The organism is Veillonella atypica (assembly GCF_041431435.1).
Taxonomy (GTDB): Bacteria; Bacillota; Negativicutes; order Veillonellales; family Veillonellaceae; genus Veillonella; species Veillonella atypica.
Window position 1 is genome coordinate 1 of record NZ_JAPVXV010000006.1, and the last position, 19,701, is coordinate 19,701.

Sequence of the window (19,701 nt, forward strand, 5' to 3'; positions counted from 1 at the left end):
ACAATAAGCAGACATGTGCAACAAATATATATAACTTCTATGTGGTTTTCAGAGTACAAACTCTGACAGATTCAGTGGCGATAGCTACGAGGGTCCACCTGTTCCCATCTCGAACACAGTAGTTAAGCTCGTAAACGCCGAAAGTACTTGGCTGGAGACGGCCTGGGAGGATAGGAAGTCGCTGATTAAGCTAAAGGCACACCTAAGGGTGTGTCTTTTTTTTGCATGTGCGACTTCCTATCCGACCAGGGAACCTGGGAAAGGTAGGGTGTGAGCTAACAGAGGAGCGTAGCGACGCATGGGAGCCACACATCACCTTCATCCGAACGTAAGATTTCTCCAGCTGCAAAGCAGCGATGAGAAATCCACAGTGAGGAGTGATAGGAAGTCGCTGATTAAGCTAAAAGGCTAACCGAATGGTTAGCCTTTTTTGTTATCCCTCATAGGTTATTTATATGAATTTAGAATGACCTATGAGGGGTTTTTCATTGAAACAAAAGAGCGGTTATGTTATCCTCGAATAGTATGAAGTTATAATTTTATATTGTAAGAAGGTTCTTAATAATGTTAATAACAATAGGTAAACGTATAGTATATGCGATCATTATTTGTGTTGCATTACTATTCATAGCGTTAGGAAGTATGTGGTGTTTATCATCGCATTATAAGCTTTATGGTGTTCCCGTTTTAAATTATCATCAAGTTAATGATAAGTATCATTCTGCACTGACACTTGATGTGGCACAGTTTAAGAAACAGATGGAGTACTTACATAACGAAGGGTATCATACGATTAGCCTCGATGATTTATATGCGTATGTGACAGAAGGCAAGGAACTCCCCGATAAACCGATTGTTCTTACCTTCGATGATGGTTATATCGACAACTATGAGGATGTTTTGCCTATCTTAGAATCCTATGATATGCAAGCAACCATATTTATGATTAGCGATGCTGTTAATACAAAACGGTTTATGTCTATCAATGAATTAAAAACTATGGACGCTCATAAGTTTATTGTAGAAGGTCATACTAATCATCATAGTATTTTAACGCGCATTGATCCTTCTAAACTTGATGATGAAATCAAAGGTGGTAAGGATACATTACAGGCTTTCATGGGAAAACCTATCGATTACTTAGCGTATCCTGGTGGTTTCAATAATGCCGAAATTCAACGCATTACTAGTGAAAGCGGGTATAAGATGGCTTTCACAGTCACACCGGGGACGGTTAAGCCAGGTCAAAATTTATATGCGTTGCCAAGATTGGCCATATTCCAAGGTGATACACCGTATTTATCATTCTGGATGCGTTTGCACTGCGCGCCATTTATTACTTATACATGGCAATTACGAGATACATTACGGGATAATGGATTTACAAAATTGGCTGGTTTAATACCATTATTTTAGGAGGATATATGTCTCAAGAAGTTTTACATCGACCTCTCAATGTCGCTGTCCTAACAGTTTCTGATACACGGACTATGGAAACTGATAAAGGCGGAAATAAGGTTCAAGAATTATTAGAAGCTGCTAATCATAATGTAGTAGCTCGAAAGATTGTCATCGATGATTACGATGAAATCCGTAATGCCATTATTCCTTGGTGTAATGATGAATCAATAGATGTGGTCATTTCTACAGGTGGCACCGGTATTGCCATGCGTGATGTGACCATTGAAGCCGTGGATTCTATTATTGAAAAGGCTATACCTGGATTTGGTGAAATTTTTAGATATCTATCTTTTACGGAGGATATTGGTACCAAAGCTATTGCATCTCGTGCAGAGGCAGGTGTAAATTCGAATACATTAATTTTTTCTATTCCTGGTTCGGTGGGTGCCGTTACCCTTGGCATGAGAAAATTAATTATTCCGGAAATGCCTCATTTGGTGCGAGAAATCAATAAATAAATAGATAGGCATGCACTGATTTACTATGCTATAATTGTATTGTAATTATAGAAGCTAACAGTACTGTATCAGGAGGATCTCCATGGCTTTTAAATTAAAAGGAAAAGAAGAAAAATTTTTTAGTATTTTAGAAAATCATGCTGAACTTACCTATGAAAGTGCGGAAATGATGGAACGCGTTTTCAAAGGCGAAGTTTCTAAAGAAGAAGCATTCTTGGAAATTGATACAAAGGAAAAAGCTGCGGATGAATTAGTTAATGAAACAGTTGATCGCTTGCGTAAAACATTCATTACACCGATGGACCGTGAGGATATCCAATTGTTGATTGATCAATTAGATACAACACTTGATAATATCAAAGAAATCATGGATAAAATGGTTATGTATCATGTAGGTAAACCTAGTGATGGTGCCATTCGCATGAGTGAAATCGTCGTAAAATGTGTTAAACATATCAATAAATCTATCGGTTACATGGGTAGCCTTAAAAAGGATCATGTGAAGGTAGAAGGTCGTGTACATCAAGTGTTGAAACTTGAATCTGAAGCAGATAATATTTACCATGAAGAAATGGCGAAATTATTTACAGAATGTACAGATCCAATTGAAATTATCAAATGGAAGGAAATCTTAAGCTCCATGGAGGATGTAATCGATGGTTGCGAAGATTTGGTTGGTACATTCCGCCGGGTAGTATTGAAGTATGCTTGAGTCACATTACTTAGTTTGGCTAGTCGTATTTCTAGCCATAGCATTTGACTACATCAATGGCTTCCACGATACGGCTAATGCGATTGCCACATCTGTTTCAACCCGTGCTATTGAACCTAAAAAAGCAATCATGATGACGGCGGCACTTAATTTTTTGGGTGCTATGGTGAGTACAGGGGTTGCGAAGACAATCGGTGGTGATATTGTTATGTCCCCATCTCTTATCAATAGTGGTATCATTTCAGCAGCCCTTATCGGGGCCATCGCATGGAATTTACTGACTTGGTACTGGGGGATCCCTAGTTCATCATCCCATGCACTAATTGGTGGCATCATTGGTGCCGTAGGCTGGTCAGTAGGTTTTGATGCTTTAAATGAATCAGGGATTTTAAAGATTTTCTTTTCTCTCATCTTATCACCACTAGTAGCAATGGTTGGTGGCTATATCATCATGAAATTGTTGCTACTCATCTTTGGTAGATTTTCTCCTATTGTTTTAAATGATAGATTTAGATCCATGCAAATCGTATCGGCCGTTATGATGGCTTTTTCACATGGTTCTAATGACGCACAAAAGGCGATGGGGATTATTACATTGACCTTACTTAGCGGTGGTTATATTGATACCTTAGATGTTCCATTGTGGGTTAAGTTGTGCTGTGCGACTGCGATGGCTTTTGGTACGGCTGTTGGTGGTTGGAAAATTATTTCCACCATGGGGACAAAAATCTTTAAATTAGAAACCATTAATGGTTTTGCAGCGGATTTAAACTCTGCTATTACTATTTTTACTGCTACATTCTTGCATTTACCTGTAAGTACCACACATGTTGTGAGTGGTTCTTTGTTGGGGGTAGGTGCTTCTAAGCGTATTAAAGCAGTAAATTGGGGCGTAGCGCGTTCTATGGTCATGGCGTGGTTCGTAACAATTCCACTATCTGGTATAGTAGCCGCCATTGCTTATGAAATAGGACATCTTCTATTTGGCTCATTCTTTTAGAACTGCATATAATAAATGAGAAGGACTATTAGTATCTTACTAATAGTCCTTTTTTGTGATATTAATTACAGTTTTATAAAACAATACCATTGCAGTATTGTTTTATATCGTTTATACTAAATGTAGTAATACGTAGACGTTGTTATTGGAAAAGGAGTGCTTATGAAATTAAATCAAGCCACGGACTATGCGTTTCGCATGATTTTGCACATGGCGATGTTACCATCTGGTCAGAAGGTAACAGGCGGTGTATTGGCTGAGCAAGAGATGATTCCAGAACGTTTTTTGCTTAAGATAATGCGCAGCCTTATTGCAGCAGGAATCATGAAATCCTTCCGCGGGGTGGATGGTGGATTTGCATTAAATCGTGAGCCCAAAGATATTTCCATGCTCGATGTGATTAGAGCCGTTGAGGGGGATACGTATTTACAGCGTTGTTTGTATGATGTCGGTTCTTGCTCAAAAGCATGTATGGGCCAATGTGCAGTTAATGAAGCTATGTCTGTTGTACAAGCTGAACTTGTAAGACAGATGGAAAGTGTGACTTTCGATAAATTAGCTGTGCGCGAAAAAGAGATTTTAGAGACCATGAATCCTTGTGTATCTCATGCGTAACGATGTAAGACATTCATCAAGTGTGTATTTTTGAGTCAATTCTAAGGAGGAAAAGACATGTTTGAAGCACTGGATTTAGCACGTTTACAGTTCGCGCTAACATCTATCTATCACTGGCTATTTGTACCGTTCACATTGGGAATGACGGTTATCGTAGCCATTTTAGAATGGACCTTTGTAAGCACCGGTAAAGAAGTTTACCAAAAAATGGCAAAATTCTGGGGTAAATTATTCTTAATTAACTTTGCCATGGGTGTTGTAACAGGTATCGTTCAAGAGTTCCATTTCGGTATGAACTGGGCTGAATATTCTCGTTTTATGGGTGATATTTTTGGTGCCCCGCTTGCCCTTGAAGCATTAATGGCATTTTTCTTGGAATCTACATTTATGGGCGTTTGGATCTTTGGTTGGGGTCGCTTATCTAATAAAGCGCATGCTGCTGTGGCAACATTAGTTGCATTAGGTACCAATTTATCCGCATTCTGGATCCTTGTAGCAAACTCTTTTATGCAACATCCTGTAGGCTATGTAATTCGCAATGGCCGTGCGGAAATGGAAAACTTCGCAACCATCGTATCTAATGGTTATGTACCTGGCCAATTTGCTCATATTGTATTAAATGGTTCCATGACAGCAGGTGTCATCATTATGGCTATCAGCGCATGGCACTTGATTCGTAAGAGCAATGTTGATTTCTATAAAACCTCTGTAAAATGGGGTATGGTAATTACCTTAATTGCTGGTACATTAGGTGCTTTTGCAGGTCATCATCAAGGCCAATATATTACTAAAGAACAGCCTATGAAAATGGCAGCTATGGAAGCTCTTTGGGAAACTCAAGATCCAGCTCCATTCTCTTTGGTAGCTAATATCGATACAAAAGCACAACAAAATACAGGTGCCATTGAAATCCCTGGCGGCTTATCCTTCTTAACACAAAACTCCTTTACATCTGGTAAGGTAGAAGGTATTAAAGATTTACAAGCTAAATCTGAAGCTCAATATGGCCCTGGTAATTACATTCCAGATGTTCCTGGTATTTTCTGGACATTCCGCATCATGGTAGCTGCTGGCTCCATTATGTTATTAGTTGCTTTCATCGGCTTGGTATTAAATGCTAAAGGTAAACTCGTAGAGAATAAAACATTCTTGAAAATTATTTTCTGGATGTTACCATTACCTTACATCGCTCAATCCACTGGTTGGTTTGTTGCAGAAGCAGGTCGTCAACCATGGCTTGTATATGGCCTTCAATTGACTGCTAATGGTGCTTCTAAATCCGTTACAGCTCCTGAAATCATGACTACTATCATTGGTTTTACAGTTATTTATATCTTAGCTGCTATTGCTGCATTGTATTTAGCTGTAGAACACATTAAAAAAGGCCCTGATGGGCAAACAATTTACCATGTAGAAGAAAAAGAGGAGGCAAGATTATGGAACTAATTATGAATAACCTTAATGTGATCTGGTTCATCTTGCTTTGTGTATTGTTTGCAGGTTTCTTCTTCTTAGAAGGCTTCGACTATGGCACAGGTATTCTTCTACCAGTCATTGGTAAAACTGACGTTGAACGTCGTCAAATGATTAATGCGTTAGGTCCTATTTGGGATGGTAATGAAGTATGGATGATCACTGCTGGTGGTGCGTTATTCGCATCCTTCCCTCATGTATATGCTACATTGTTTAGTGGTTTCTACATGGCATTGTTCTTAATGCTTGCTGTACTTATCATGCGTGGCGTTGCTTTTGAATTCCGTTCCAAAAGTGCAAATCGCACATGGCGTAAAGTATTTGACTATTGTATTTTCATCGGTTCTATCGTTCCTGCATTATTGTGGGGTGTAACAGTAGGTAACTTGATCCAAGGTACACCTATTGATGAAACGATGACATATGTTGGTACATTCTGGGATTTACTTAGCCCTTACACTGTATTATGTGGTGTTGCTTTCGTTTTAGTGTTTACATACCATGGTGGTTTGTTTACATCTATTAAAACAGCAGGTCCTATCTCTGAACGTGCACGTGCAGCATCTCTCGTTACAGGTGTACCTACTGCAATCGGTGTGATTGCGTTGATTATTGCATCCTATGTATACACTGATTTGTACAGCTCTATCTTAGCTACTATTTTCTGTGCCTTAGCTGTTGTTTGCTTCCTTATTTCTTGGGCTGCAGCACGTACGCGCAATACAAAATGGGGCTTTGTATTTAGCTCTCTTTCCGTTATTTTGATTACGGCTACATATTTTGCAGGTCTATTCCCACGCATCATGGTTTCTTCTTTAAATCCAGCGTGGAGCTTGACCATTACAAATGCATCTTCTTCTGAATATACATTGGCATTGATGACTGCTGTTGCATTGGTATTTGTACCAATCGTATTGGCATATCAAATCTGGGTATACTGGACATTCCGTCATCGTGTAACAGAAAAAGACTTACATTATTAATATAGGTACTTTCACCGATTGTGAAAGTTTGATCCCTTTTGTGAGGCGTGCTGTAGCGGCACGCCTCATTTTTATGGTAAGATGAAAGTAATATTGATAAAATTAGATTTAAAGGGGGTTAGATATGATACAGAAAACGGCGCTTCGCGTCATTAAAAGTAAAAAACTCGTATTGTTAGCATTAATTATTTCTAGTATCTTACAAAGTCTTTCCATAGTGGGACAAGCTTGGTTTTTTGCCACATTAATATATAATTTGATTTTTCTTGATCATACTGTGGTAGATGAAATTAATACAATTACTTGGCTTGCTATACTCATCATATTACGTTTGGCTTTTTCTTATATACAGGAACATATATCGTCTAGTTTGGGCCATTCTGTTAAATCTATTTTGCGTAAAGAAGCTCTTGCGCATCTATTTAGATTAGGTATACAACGAGGAGAATCTCAAGGTGATACGATACATCTCATTACTGATGGATTAGAACAAGTAGAGGCCTATGTTTCGAGCTATATACCTCAAATGATATATGCGATTATCATCCCACTAGTAATGGGGATTGCCATAATGGATACAATGCCTATTATCGGGGCTATTTTAATAGGTACAGTACCATTAATTCCATTGTTTATGATTTTGATTGGTAAACAAGCGGAAAAGATGAATCAAGAGCAATGGGATCGGATGAGTCTCTTATCAGGTCATTTTTTAGATGTATTGCGAGGCATTACCACATTAAAGGTGTTTGGTCGTGCAAAGGAACAAATACAAGTCATCAGTCGACTGTCTAATGAATTTAAAGACTCTACCTTACGCGTATTGCGTGTGGCTTTTCTATCTGCCCTCGTCTTGGAATTAGTTAGCACAATAAGTACAGCTATCATTGCGGTGTATTTAGGCCTTACACTATTAGATGGCGGTTTGGATTTTCTTCCAGCCTTCTTTATATTATTGTTGGCTCCAGAGTTTTATACACCTTTTAGACAATTAGGAGCTGCTTTTCACACCGGTATGTCTGGTAAAACTGCACTTGCTAAATTTGATGCTTTTATGAATACACCTATTGCATTACCTCGAGGTGGCAATTGTCGTATTCAAGGGACAATTGAATCCATACGCCTAGATAATTTAAATTATACCTATCCAGAAACAAGCAATGGTATAAAGAATATTACATTGCAGGCATGTCGCAATAAACCGATTATGCTTGTTGGTGAAAGTGGGGCTGGTAAATCGACGATTGCACGAATATTAGGTGCCTTTTTAGAGGCTCCTTCGAACAGTGTATATGTTAATGATATAGATTTATCAACTTGTTCTATGGATTGGTGGCGTACACAGGTTACGTATGTGTCTCAAAAACCTCATGTTATGCATGGTACGCTACGAGATAATATTGCCTTTGGACAAGATGTAAGTGATGACGAGCTTTTAGAAGCAGCCAAACTAGCGGAGCTACATGATGTAATTTGTGAAAAGGGCTTGGATTTTGTCGTTGGTGAAGGAGGCATGGGACTTAGTGGTGGCGAATTACAACGTATTGCCTTGGCACGTGCTTTTTTACATGGTGGACAAGTTCTTATTTTAGACGAAGTTACATCCCATTTGGATGTGAATACAGAGGCTCAAATCAGTTGTGCATTACAGCGCTTGATGAAGGATAAAATTGTTATTCTTGTAGGGCACCGTATTCAAACGATGCAGTGGGCCTCTCAGTTATATGTGTTGCGTCAAGGTGAAATAATTGAGCAGGGAACTTATGAATCCTTGTTGGCACAGAATGGTTATTTTAAGGCGCTAGTAGATGCTGGGACTGGTTCGTTTGTAATGGATGATGAGGATGTGTCATATGTTTCTAAGCTTGAGGTTCCATTGACACAACAACAAGAGGCATTAAGTAATAGTAAAGTCCCATATGAAGCCGATAAAACTAAGTATAGTGATATTGAAGGTTGGAAATTGTTATTTTCCGTATTAAAACCTGCTCGTTGGTCCTTAGTACTTGCCTTAGTTTTCACTTCTCTGACCGTATTCATGAATGTAGGGCTTTTGAGCGTATCTTCTTGGTTACTGGCATCGGCTGCATTACAACCTGGTATCACTTACTTGAGTCTCGCTATCGTAGGTGTGCGCTTCTTTGGTATTAGCCGTGCTGTATGTCGTTATTTTGAGCGGTATACATCTCATAAAATGGCATTTCAAGGTTTGTATGGGTTGCGTGTATGGTTTTATACCTATCTAGAACCATTGGCACCAGCTATATTTAAACGATGGGGCGCAGGGGATATGCTCAATCGAATTATGGCGGATATTGAAGTACTGCAATTCTTTTATTTACGCACCTTAATTCCTCCTGTAGCAGCCATTGTATTAACTATATTGGTATCCTTTGGTGTCGGTACTATAGATGCGCATTTATCAACGCTTGTGTGGTGTGCTGCACTGACGACAGGTGTTGTACTACCGTATGGCATATATCGTTATCATCGTACATCCTTAAATATGATCAGTCAGGTACAAGGTCACTTCAAGTCAACATTGACTGATACATTAGAAAGTTTAGAAGACATCATTAGTTACCATAATGAAAATCTAGTTATGGAACGTATGATGCAATCTATAGATGATGTAGAGTACCATAAGGGGCGTATTTCTAAAGGTATGAATTTAGGAAATACGATGTTTATTGCTATTGTACAGATTATAGTTGTGTTAGCGGCCCTATTAGCAAGTAATGTATTAACTGGCCCTTGGGCAAGTGTTATGGTCGTAGTATGTGCCATTGGTATTCAAGCTTGGTTTGAAGCGCTGCAGCCTATGATTGTATCCGTTCATCATGGTTATGAAAGTTTAGTAGCGATTCGTCGATTGTTACAAATTAAGCATGCACCTCTGCCAATCAAGGATACAGGTTGTGTAGATTTAGATTCTATGGATACGATATCATTGAAACATGTTAATTTTGGGTATGATCACTCATCACTTATATATAAAGATTTAACATTAGATATACCAAAAGGACAGGCTGTTGCTATTGTTGGTGCTAGTGGGTCTGGTAAAACCACATTGTTTTCCTTGTTAGAAAGGCTATATGATTACTCTGGCTATATTTCGGTAGGTCACAATGAATTAAAGAGTGTTACGATTGATTCTTGGCGAAATTTAATGGGATCTATCACACAAGACACTTATATTTTTCATGCCACACTGGAGGACAATATTCGCCTTGCCAAGCCGCATGCAAGTGCGGATGAGGTACAACGTGCTGTAGAACAAGCTGTTTTATCTGATGTAGTTACCCGGTTGCCAAAAGGCTTACGAACGATTGTAGGCAGCGGAGGGGTAGGTCTTAGCGGCGGTGAACGTCAACGTGTTGCTTTAGCTCGACTATTCTTGCGAAATCCTGAACTTATACTTCTCGATGAACCTTTGGAGGGGTTAGATCAAGTAACAAGACGAAAATTGCATAATGATATTCTAGCTTTCACAAAAGAAAAAACTGTTTTATATATTACACATCAGTTAGAAGGTTTAGAATTGATGGATCGTATCCTCTTTATGGAAAAAGGTCGTATTGTAGAAGATGGAACCTTTAGTGAGTTAATTGCTAAGAAAGGCCGATTCTATGCATATTGTCGACTTACGATGGCCAGTGTATAAGTAGTATCTGATGAAAAGGCCTTAGTGAATCTCTGTATATACCTCGATAAAACAGGTAAATTATGGTATAATTGTAATGTTTGAGGTATAAAAATCTTGTGTAGTGTGCATATATTGGAGCGACTATGACAAAAATCTTCACCAAATTACGATCTTTGGTGGATGACGCATTAAATGAACGTTCTCCTATTATTGAACAGGATACGACACTTATGGCTGCACCTGTGGAGCGAGAACTATTTGATCATAGAATTCTCTATATTGAAGAGGATATGGTCAATCGGATGCTCCGTGCTGCGTTTCGAAATCATTGGTTAATCTATTCTGTAACCTTTGAATTTGAGCCGAATAACCAAGTATTTCTCTCCATTATTACTAAATGGGGGAATGTGATTAATGTGGAATTTACCATCGAAGATGTGTGGTTCGATGACTATTCATCTTCCTTTGCTATTAAGTTAGATACTGCTAATATAGATACCGGTGGGTTTATTTTGAACTCGATTCTCCACCTCCTAGGCAACTGGTGCCTTAGCCTATTTGGCATATTTTTTAATCCTATTGCTATTGGCCGATTAGGCTCTACTGTGCGATTTGAAAAGAAGGGAATTCTTCAATTTGATTTAGTACCCAATTCTAGAATCAAAAAATTTATTCCTTTGCCAGAACGTCATGTAGGTAGTACAGGTCCTGTTTTATTGGGAAATCCTAAAACTGGACAGTCTGTATTGCAATTAGACTATTATGCATTTCATGATCCAGTAGATACATTTACAGTTCCTGACGTGCCAACGAGAACGAGTTGGGTTAGATCCATTGATATTGCCGCTGTATTACTGTTACCAATCGGTGTATGGATTACATTTATAATTCTTCATCACTATTTACCAACTGAGACTTTAGAGTTTTCTTTTTCTACATACTTTTTAATTTCATTAGGGATTTTTATTATATCCTTCTTAGTAATGAATATTCCACGGTATGTATATATGTATGTAGACTCTCGAAAACAGTGGCAAAGTGCATTTGTACATAATAATATAAAAATTCAATTGCGTAAGTTGCATCGACGCATTTTCATGCAGCAAGCTTCGTTGTCTACAGATTGTGACGAATGTGTAGCCTCTCAAAGTCAAGAGCGGATTAAGCAATTATTATTACAGATTCGAGACAAACGGTTCTTAGCTAATCGATTGAAAATAGCAGATGATGATCGTGCTAGAAAACAAAAGGTTAAATTTATCATTGCTTATATTGGGTGTACATTAATAGAATTAATGTTGTTGATGAATTAACTACATAGCATAACAAAAAGGCTGAGCCTCCTGGCTCAGCCTTTTGTTGTTAGACTAGGTTTATTATCTTTTTTTACGTCGTTTTCGTACTTTTTTTCGAACCTCTTGTTCCTCTTGTGTCGGTGGTTCTGGAATTGGTTGTGATTGTACTGGCTCTTGACTCATAAATGGAGGATAGCCATACTTATTTGGCTCTGGTTGACCCGGTAAGACCCAAAATAGGAAGCCAATTATCCAGACGAATAAATCTAATAAATAATTTAACGGTGTTACCGCCGAATAGGTATTGATGAAAATAATAATGGTAGCCCATAAAATACCAGCCCAACCATTAAATCCAATATCATGTATCCGTCTAGTGAATAAGCCACAGGCTAGTGGGAATAACATGGCCTGTAATGCGCCTACAAAAATACGTGTAGCCCAATATGCAGGCAACGTTACGATGTAGTCGATTAAACGTTCCTCGATGATATCTACGATATAGAAGAGTATCATCAAAGCTATGAAGAGTATGATAAATTGTAGTCTGTTAAAGCGCCCCGAAAGGTTGAATATGGTATAGCCCTTACGTCGTCCCTGATATGCTATACCAAAACCTACTAAGCAGATTAGTACAGTTCGTAGAACTGGATATAATAAATCCATGAAGTCCCCTTTATAAAAATAAACATAACGTATATTTTCTATGTGTTTAAGTATATCATGAACAGGCTATTTGGACAATTTAAACGGATTATTTGGATAGATTAGTTAATTCTGGCAATACAAGTTCAAAGGCGATACCATGTTTCATGGATTTTACGTTATCTACAGTAGCTTGGATTGATTTTGTAGTAAAATTCATCGCCAGTTGAGCAGCTTCATGAACGGTAAAACCACGCATGATGGCACCAGATAAAACCGATGTAAAAATATCGCCAGTTCCAGTAGCTTTCACAGGAATAAGAGGAACAGAGTATGTTATTACTGTATCAGTTGAACCTTCGTATACGGCAATCGTTGCATCTGTGTCGGAAGGTACGCTAGTCATAATAACGAGTTCAGGTCCCAATTGGTGTAGTTTTTTACACATGTCGTGCAATTCAGCATTTGAAATGGAATCGGTAGAGAATGGTTTATCTAATAAAAAACAAGCTTCTGTGTAATTGGGTTTTACAATATGAGCTCTAGAAATAAGATGGCGCATGGCTTTTACCATATCTGGTGTATATATAGAATAGAGGCGTCCATCATCGGCCATGGCAGGGTCGACAATGACCATTTTATCCTTACCGAAGCGATTAATTGCTTCCTCTACGAGATGGATTTGCTCTGGTGAGGCCAAGAATCCACTGACGATGGCATTAAAATCAATTTCATTCTTTTCCCAACAATCCATAAATGCTGTTAAATGATCAGATAAATCAACGATTTCAAAATATGGATACTCTAAATGGTTACTCAATACAGCTGTTGCTAATGGTACTGCTTGGCACCCAAGAGCGCTGATGATTGGTAGCATAACCGTTAGAGAGCAACGTCCGATGGAACTCATATCTTGTATAGTAAGTATTCTTGGTACTGTAGTCATAGAGACCTCCTCAATATAGTATATATGTATTGTACTGTATTCGTTAAAACCTGTAAAACGAGTGGAATAATAGAAAGCCCCTGTAATGCATGATATAATATGAAGAATAGATGAGTTTTTAATAGATGTAGTTTAAAAGAAATAAATAAAAAATAAAATATTTATTACAATATTAAATCTATACCTTTAAATTTAGAGTCATAATATAGTATAATAATATAGAAATTTTATTGTATGGAGGAGAATAGAATGGCAAGGTATGTTTTACGGCGCATAGGTAGCGCACTTGTTATACTGTGGGTAATTATTAGTATTACCTTCGTTTTAATGCATGCTATACCTGGTGGACCTTTTACAAGTGAGAAAAAATTACCACCTCAAGTTAAAGCTAGCATAGAGGCGAAATATCATTTAGATGATCCTTTATGGAAGCAATATGCTGATTATATTGGTGGTGTTGTTACAGGGGATTTAGGGCCATCCTATAAATATGAAGGACGCTCTGTTAATGATATTATAGGTGAATCATTTTCTGTATCTGCGCAATTGGGCCTATTGGCTCTTTGTGTTGCCGTTGTAGGAGGTATTGCAGCAGGTGCTATTAGTGCCATGCGTCCTAATGGCATAATAGATTATGCTATTACATTTGTTTCCACATTAGGTATTTCTGTTCCTACCTTTATTATTGGTGCAGTTCTAGTATATGTGGTAGGTTTTGAGCTGGGTTGGTTGCCAGTAGCGATGTGGCGTGGTCCGTCGTATATGATTTTACCGGTACTTACATTGGCCGCACAGCCTATGGCATTTATTGCACGCTTGACTCGTAGTGGACTGCTTGATGTATATCAACAAGAATATATTCGCACAGCTCGAGCCAAAGGACTTGGTGCATGGAATATCTTAATCCGTCATGCTTTAGGTAATGCTATTTTACCTGTTATTACCTACATTGGCCCATTAGCTGCTAGTTTGTTAACCGGTAGCTTTATTGTGGAAACAATTTTTGCCATTCCTGGTTTAGGTCAATATTTTGTAACATCTATTTATAATCGTGACTATACGGTTATTCTTGGTGTTACTGTGTTTTATAGTACTTTGATTGTAGTCTTGAATATTATTGTTGATATGATTTATCCGATTATCGACCCTCGGGTAACAACAGAGAAGGAGCGTGCGTAATGGATAGAAACGATTTTTTACCTATTGAACGCGATACGAATATTCGAGAATCCTCCTTTATAGTGCGTCCTAACTGGTGGCAACGATTTAAGTTAAATCGATTGGCCGTAGTTGGTGCAGGCATCATAGCTGTTATGATTGTGTTGGCAATCTTTGGCCCTATGATTTCACCATATACTTATGCAGATCAATCCTTGGTAGATGCTAACCAAAGTCCTAGCTTAGCACATTGGTTTGGTACGGATACATTAGGCCGTGATATTTATACTCGCGTTATGTATGGTGCGCGTATTTCTTTAACCATTGGTATTGTAGCTGCCTTATTAAATCTTGTAATCGGCGTTATTTATGGCGGAATCGCAGGTTACTTTGGTGGTAAAACAGATAGAATTATGATGGCTATCGTCGATGTATTATATGGTATTCCATTATTGTTATACGTTATTTTGTTAATGGTTGTTATTGGCCCAGGCCTTACATCAATCTTTATCGCTTTGGGGATTGCATATTGGCTTAATATGGCACGTATTGTACGCAGTCAAATTGTGAAAGTTCGTGAAGAGGAATATATTATTGCAGCAGAAACAATGGGGATTCCTAAATGGCGTATTCTATGGCGCCACATTTTGCCAAACTGTGTAGGTCCTATCATTATCACGTTGACATTGGCGATTCCAGATGCCATCTTTACAGAAGCCTTTTTGAGCTTTATTGGTCTTGGTGTTAATGCACCGATGGCAAGCTGGGGTGTTTTGGCATCTGATGGGATTAGTAGTATGAGATCGTATCCATTCCAATTGATATTCCCTGCATTAGCAATTAGTGTTACTATGCTTGGGTTCGTATTCTTAGGGGATGGATTGCGCAATGTGTTTGATCCAAAGGAAGGGGATAGATGATGAATGATATATTAGTAGATGTACGAAATCTATCCATTACCATCGATACATTTAGAGGCCCTTTGCGCATTATTCGCAATCAGGACATCATGCTTAGAAAAGGTGAAATTTTAGGCGTTGTTGGTGAATCCGGATGCGGTAAATCGGTCATGGTTAATTCTTTGATGGGCCTACTACCGGAAGGTCGTACTAAAATAAAATCAGAAAAATTTGAAATTGATGGTGAAGATTGTCAAGACTATGTGGAAGAAGATTGGAATGAATTGCGGGGTACTACGGTAGCCATGGTATTTCAGGATCCGATGACCGCATTGAATCCGATATTGACAATTGGTGAGCAAATTTATGAGGTGATTCATCGTAGCAATGCCTATGGTGATGATTATGATGAAAAGGCGATAGCTCTCGATTTGTTGAAAAAAATGGGTCTATCCACACCAGAAAAGCGGTTAAACCAATATCCTCATGAATTGAGTGGCGGTATGCGTCAGCGGGTTTGTATTGCCATGGCTGTAGCGGGCCGTCCTAAAATCTTAATCTGTGATGAACCGACAACTGCACTGGATACAACAACAGAGGCACAAATTTTACGCCTTATGCAGACCTTAGCTGTAGAAGCGGGAATAGGCATTATATTTATTTCCCATAATTTACGTGTTATTGCACAATTATGTGACCGCGTTATGGTTATGTATGCTGGTAAATGTGTTGAGTCTGCTACGGTAGAGGATTTGTTTAATGATCCACGTCATCCTTATACAATTGGTCTGTTAATGTCTTTGCCGCAGGGAAAATGGCATGGTGAATTAAAGGCCATTGAAGGACAACCGCCAGATTTGTATGAATTACCTCGTGGATGTGCCTTTAATCCGCGTTGTAAATGGGCGATGCGCATATGTGGAAAACGTATACCTATGATATCCAATGTTGGGAATAATCATGAGTATACATGTTGGTTAGCAAAGTTGGAGGGACTTTAATGGGATATATTTGGGAAACAGACAATCTCGTTAAAAATTTTACCCTTTCTGGCGGATTGTTTAGACCAAAACAAACGGTACATGCATTACAAGGTGTTAGTCTTTACCAAGAGGAAGGCGAAACACTAGGTATTGTTGGTGAGTCAGGATGTGGTAAATCTACGTTTGGGTATACCTTGATGGGCGTACATCAAGCCACATCAGGTTCTATTTATATGAATGGAATTGAAGTAAATCCATATATTCATAAAGATATAACGAGGGATATGATGCAAATGGTATTCCAAAATCCATATGCATCTCTTAATCCGAGATTAAAGATTAATACAATATTAGAAGAGCCATTAGAGTTAAACCCTAATTATACGCCTCGAGATCGTGTCATTCGTGTTAAAGAGGTGTTAGAACAGGTAGGTTTAGATATGTCTTTTGGTGAGCGATATGCTCATGAATTATCTGGTGGGCAACGACAAAGAATTGGCATTGCTCGGGCACTTATTATGGAGCCTAAATGCATTATTCTTGATGAACCTATTTCGGCACTAGATGTGTCTATACAGGTTCAGATTATGACGTTGTTAGAGCGCTTACAAGCTTTACATGGCATTTCCTATCTCTTTATTTCACATGATTTGCCTATGGTTCGTTACATTAGCCATCGCATGGTGGTCATGTATTTAGGGGCTGTTATGGAAGAGGGGCCTGCTCTTGATATTTATGAGTTTCCTCAACATCCATATTCAAAGGCTCTTACGAAGATGGTTGGCGAAGTGGTTCCGCGGGCTCCAATTGGCGCTCCATTGAAAGGAGAACCGGCGAGTCCGTTGCATCCGCCTAAGGGATGTTTGTTTAGTGATCGTTGTCCAGATGTTGAACGTAGATGTTTAGAAGAACGACCACCTCTCCGTGAATGGGCGGATAGAAGAATTGCATGTTGGCATATTTAATGGGGTAAATAATGGAACAGTTAATCGTAGGGAAATCCTTAGAAATACAATTGGCAGCTTTGCTTGATACGTTGCCTTCAGATGCCACTGTATCCTATATGGTAACGCGTCTGAATGAAGGGGAGGAGGCTACCATAGTAGCTTCTTCTAAGGAAACGATTGTCCATACTGGTGCTAGTATGGTAAAAACGCTGATTTTGGAATATGTATTTCATCTAGCAGCACAAGAACAACTCGATCTTAACGATACGATTGCATTGAGTCGGAGCCCTCGTGTTGAAGGGGCTGGCGCCTTGATGGAATTGGTGGGTAATCATAGTTTTAGTTATTTAGAGCTATGTCGATTGATGATGGTACTCAGTGATAATTGGGCGACTAATCTATTGATACAAGCCTTGGGCATGGAAAATATTAATGCCAGAGCTGAACAACTAGGGCTTGAACATTTTGAAATCAATCGTATGATGATGGATTTTACAGCGGTAAAAGAAAACCGAGAAAATTATATTACTGCCATGGATATGGCTGTATTGTTACATCATATATATGAATTGCGTCATACCATATATGGCCATGAGATGTGGAATATTTTAGGGCGTCAACAGTTCAGAGATATATTGCCATTTCATTGGGGCGAGGATGTAATATTCCATCATAAAACAGGTTCGTTAGATTGTGTTGAGCATGATGCGGGCATTATAGAAACGATGAATGGAGATTTTTGTTTTGTTTTATTAATGAGTCATTTATGTAATGATAAAGCAAAACAACTAGGAGCTCAGATGGGGCTCATTATGAAAGAATTTGTAGAGGATGCATTACCATGATGGATAAACGTAAATTGCTTAAGCTCGTGGTACTAGCCTTTGGCGTAAGTATATTGCTACTCGTCTTTGGGTATACTAACGGGCCTAAGATTGTTGATGAGCATACGATACGATATGTATTGGAACAAGAACCATCAACACTAGATCCGGCTAAGTCTAGTACATCACCTGAGGCGACCGTTCAATTACAGCTATTTGATGGTTTGGTTCGTTTAGATGATAAAGGCGAACCAGAGGCTGCCATAGCAAAGAGTTGGACTATGTCAGATGATGGTACAACATATACATTCCATTTGAGACCTAATTTGAAATGGTCTAATGGAGAACCGTTAACAGCTCATGATTTTGAGTATGCTTGGAAAAGAACCTTGGATCCGGATACAGGTGCTGATAACGCTTATATGTTATATGTGATTAAGAATGGCGAAGCTTTCAATAATGGCAAAGCCGATCGCAATGATGTTGGTGTAGAAGCAATTGATGACGATACATTAGTTGTTACCTTAGAACATCCAACAGCATATTTCTTAAAATTATTGGCCTCTCATGGCTATTATCCGGTGAATAAAAAAACTGTAGAAAATAATGAAAATTGGGGCAATAATGCGGAAACAATTGTTTCTAATGGGCCTTATAAATTGTTGAGTTGGCAACATAATGGAGAGCTCAATTTTGTCAAAAATGAAAACTATTGGGATGCTGATGAAGTTGTAACAAAAACGATGAATTGGCCGATTAGTGAATCTCAAAGTACACGCCTCACTCTCGTTGAAGGTGGCGAAGCGGACATGATGGTAGAACCTCCTGTAGCAGATCAACAACGGTTAGAAGAAGCTGGTTTATTGCACATAGGCCCTATGCTTGGTAACTATTATTACCTATTTAATGTGAAAGCAGAACCTTTTACCAATCCTGATGTACGTAAAGCCTTTTCCATGGTTATTAATCGTAAGGAAATTGTAAAGAACATCGTAAAAGGTGGTAAGGAAGAAGCTTATGCATTTGTTCCATATGGTATGCTTGAAAGCAATGGAACTGATGATTTCCGTGAAGCCGGTAGTTATCTTGTATATGAAGATGTAGAGCAAGCTAAGGAATTGATAAAAGAGGCTGGCTATGATGAAAATCATCCATTGCCACCGATTACGATTTTGTATAATACGAGTGAAATGCATAAAGCGATAGCAGAAGCCATTCAAGCAACATGGCATAAAGCATTTGGCGCTGATGTACGATTGCAGAATCAAGAGACTAAGGTGTTCCTTGCCAATCGCGAGGCTGGCAAATATCAAGTGGCTCGTGCATCCTGGGTTGCTGACTATGGGGACCCACAAAACTTCTTAGAAGTATTTTCTGCTGAAGATAATGACAGCCAATATCATAGTGAAGAATATAATGAGCTTATCGCTCGTATTCGCAGTACCCCAGATAGTGCAGAACGTGATGCATTGATGCATAAAGCAGAACGCATGATTTTTGATGAATCCTTAGTTATGCCATTGTACTTTACGACACAACCATATGTATCTAATGGAACTATTCAAAACTATTTCTGGACTGTACTTGGTCAAGTAGACTTTAAAAAAGCATATAAATAAGATACACTAAAGACGTACAAATTGTACGTCTTTTTTG

17 protein-coding genes and 1 rRNA gene are annotated in these 19,701 nt (G+C 38.6%); 16 read left to right on the plus strand and 2 right to left on the minus strand.

All coding sequences use genetic code 11. From position 1 onward, the window contains the following. The first annotated feature begins 70 nt into the window (after nt 1-70). From rrf to O3598_RS08085, 10 genes are all read left to right on the plus strand, one after another. A 5S ribosomal RNA gene (gene rrf, locus O3598_RS08040) occupies nt 71-187 on the plus strand. Between the two features lie 377 nt (nt 188-564). Then, nucleotides 565-1,416, plus strand: a complete 852-nt coding sequence (locus tag O3598_RS08045) for a polysaccharide deacetylase family protein (protein ID WP_371452326.1) — start codon at nt 565-567, stop codon at nt 1,414-1,416. An 8-nt stretch (nt 1,417-1,424) separates the two neighbouring features. Further along, nucleotides 1,425-1,919, plus strand: a complete 495-nt coding sequence (locus O3598_RS08050; RefSeq protein ID WP_371452327.1) for a MogA/MoaB family molybdenum cofactor biosynthesis protein — start codon at nt 1,425-1,427, stop codon at nt 1,917-1,919. A gap of 82 nt (nt 1,920-2,001) precedes the next feature. Continuing rightward, nucleotides 2,002-2,631, plus strand: a complete 630-nt coding sequence (locus tag O3598_RS08055; protein ID WP_005375274.1) for a DUF47 domain-containing protein — start codon at nt 2,002-2,004, stop codon at nt 2,629-2,631. Then, complete coding sequence (locus tag O3598_RS08060) at nt 2,624-3,631, plus strand: inorganic phosphate transporter (protein ID WP_105084718.1); 1,008 nt, start codon at nt 2,624-2,626, stop codon at nt 3,629-3,631. The genes O3598_RS08055 and O3598_RS08060 overlap by 8 nt, the downstream gene beginning before the upstream one ends. Nucleotides 3,632-3,793: 162 nt before the next feature. Then, nucleotides 3,794-4,246, plus strand: a complete 453-nt coding sequence (locus O3598_RS08065; protein WP_005375284.1) for an RrF2 family transcriptional regulator — start codon at nt 3,794-3,796, stop codon at nt 4,244-4,246. A 57-nt stretch (nt 4,247-4,303) separates the two neighbouring features. Next, nucleotides 4,304-5,692: a cytochrome ubiquinol oxidase subunit I gene (locus O3598_RS08070; RefSeq protein WP_005375278.1), complete on the plus strand. Its 1,389-nt coding sequence runs from the start codon at nt 4,304-4,306 to the stop codon at nt 5,690-5,692. Further along, complete coding sequence (gene cydB, locus O3598_RS08075) at nt 5,683-6,702, plus strand: cytochrome d ubiquinol oxidase subunit II (RefSeq protein WP_371452328.1); 1,020 nt, start codon at nt 5,683-5,685, stop codon at nt 6,700-6,702. The genes O3598_RS08070 and cydB overlap by 10 nt, the downstream gene beginning before the upstream one ends. 124 nt (nt 6,703-6,826) lie before the next feature. Next, nucleotides 6,827-10,366, plus strand: coding sequence for a thiol reductant ABC exporter subunit CydD (gene cydD, locus O3598_RS08080; RefSeq protein ID WP_371452329.1), 3,540 nt, complete (start codon nt 6,827-6,829; stop codon nt 10,364-10,366). Nucleotides 10,367-10,491: 125 nt separating this feature from the next. Further along, nucleotides 10,492-11,661 carry a hypothetical protein gene (locus O3598_RS08085; protein ID WP_005376590.1) on the plus strand — a complete coding sequence of 390 codons (1,170 nt, stop codon included), beginning with the start codon at nt 10,492-10,494 and terminating at the stop codon, nt 11,659-11,661. Nucleotides 11,662-11,724: 63 nt separating this feature from the next. On the opposite strand, the gene O3598_RS08090 is transcribed toward O3598_RS08085, so the two are convergent. Then, a complete protein-coding gene (locus O3598_RS08090) occupies nt 11,725-12,309 on the minus strand; it encodes a DUF805 domain-containing protein (RefSeq protein ID WP_371452330.1) in 585 nt (194 codons plus the stop codon). A gap of 88 nt (nt 12,310-12,397) precedes the next feature. Then, nucleotides 12,398-13,234: a pyridoxamine kinase gene (locus O3598_RS08095; protein ID WP_118354316.1), complete on the minus strand. Its 837-nt coding sequence runs from the start codon at nt 13,232-13,234 to the stop codon at nt 12,398-12,400. A 249-nt stretch (nt 13,235-13,483) separates the two neighbouring features. Here O3598_RS08095 and O3598_RS08100 point away from each other — a divergent pair, with 249 nt between their 5' ends. Genes O3598_RS08100 through O3598_RS08125 form a run of 6 tightly spaced genes read left to right on the plus strand, consistent with a single transcriptional unit; the run spans nt 13,484 to nt 19,664 of the window. Then, complete coding sequence (locus tag O3598_RS08100; RefSeq protein ID WP_371452331.1) at nt 13,484-14,413, plus strand: ABC transporter permease; 930 nt, start codon at nt 13,484-13,486, stop codon at nt 14,411-14,413. After that, the gene (locus tag O3598_RS08105; RefSeq protein WP_275249317.1) at nt 14,413-15,312 is read left to right on the plus strand and encodes an ABC transporter permease; all 900 of its coding nucleotides are present in this window, start codon (nt 14,413-14,415) and stop codon (nt 15,310-15,312) included. The genes O3598_RS08100 and O3598_RS08105 overlap by 1 nt, the downstream gene beginning before the upstream one ends. After that, nucleotides 15,309-16,292 (plus strand): ABC transporter ATP-binding protein, encoded by a 984-nt coding sequence (locus tag O3598_RS08110; RefSeq protein ID WP_005379801.1) that lies wholly within the window; start codon nt 15,309-15,311, stop codon nt 16,290-16,292. Before O3598_RS08105 ends, O3598_RS08110 begins: the two co-directional genes overlap by 4 nt. After that, nucleotides 16,292-17,239: an oligopeptide/dipeptide ABC transporter ATP-binding protein gene (locus O3598_RS08115; protein WP_005379833.1), complete on the plus strand. Its 948-nt coding sequence runs from the start codon at nt 16,292-16,294 to the stop codon at nt 17,237-17,239. Before O3598_RS08110 ends, O3598_RS08115 begins: the two co-directional genes overlap by 1 nt. An 11-nt stretch (nt 17,240-17,250) precedes the next feature. After that, nucleotides 17,251-18,066: a serine hydrolase gene (locus O3598_RS08120; protein ID WP_285417975.1), complete on the plus strand. Its 816-nt coding sequence runs from the start codon at nt 17,251-17,253 to the stop codon at nt 18,064-18,066. Then, nucleotides 18,063-19,664, plus strand: coding sequence for a peptide ABC transporter substrate-binding protein (locus tag O3598_RS08125; RefSeq protein ID WP_005376587.1), 1,602 nt, complete (start codon nt 18,063-18,065; stop codon nt 19,662-19,664). Before O3598_RS08120 ends, O3598_RS08125 begins: the two co-directional genes overlap by 4 nt. The last annotated feature ends 37 nt before the right edge of the window (nt 19,665-19,701 follow it).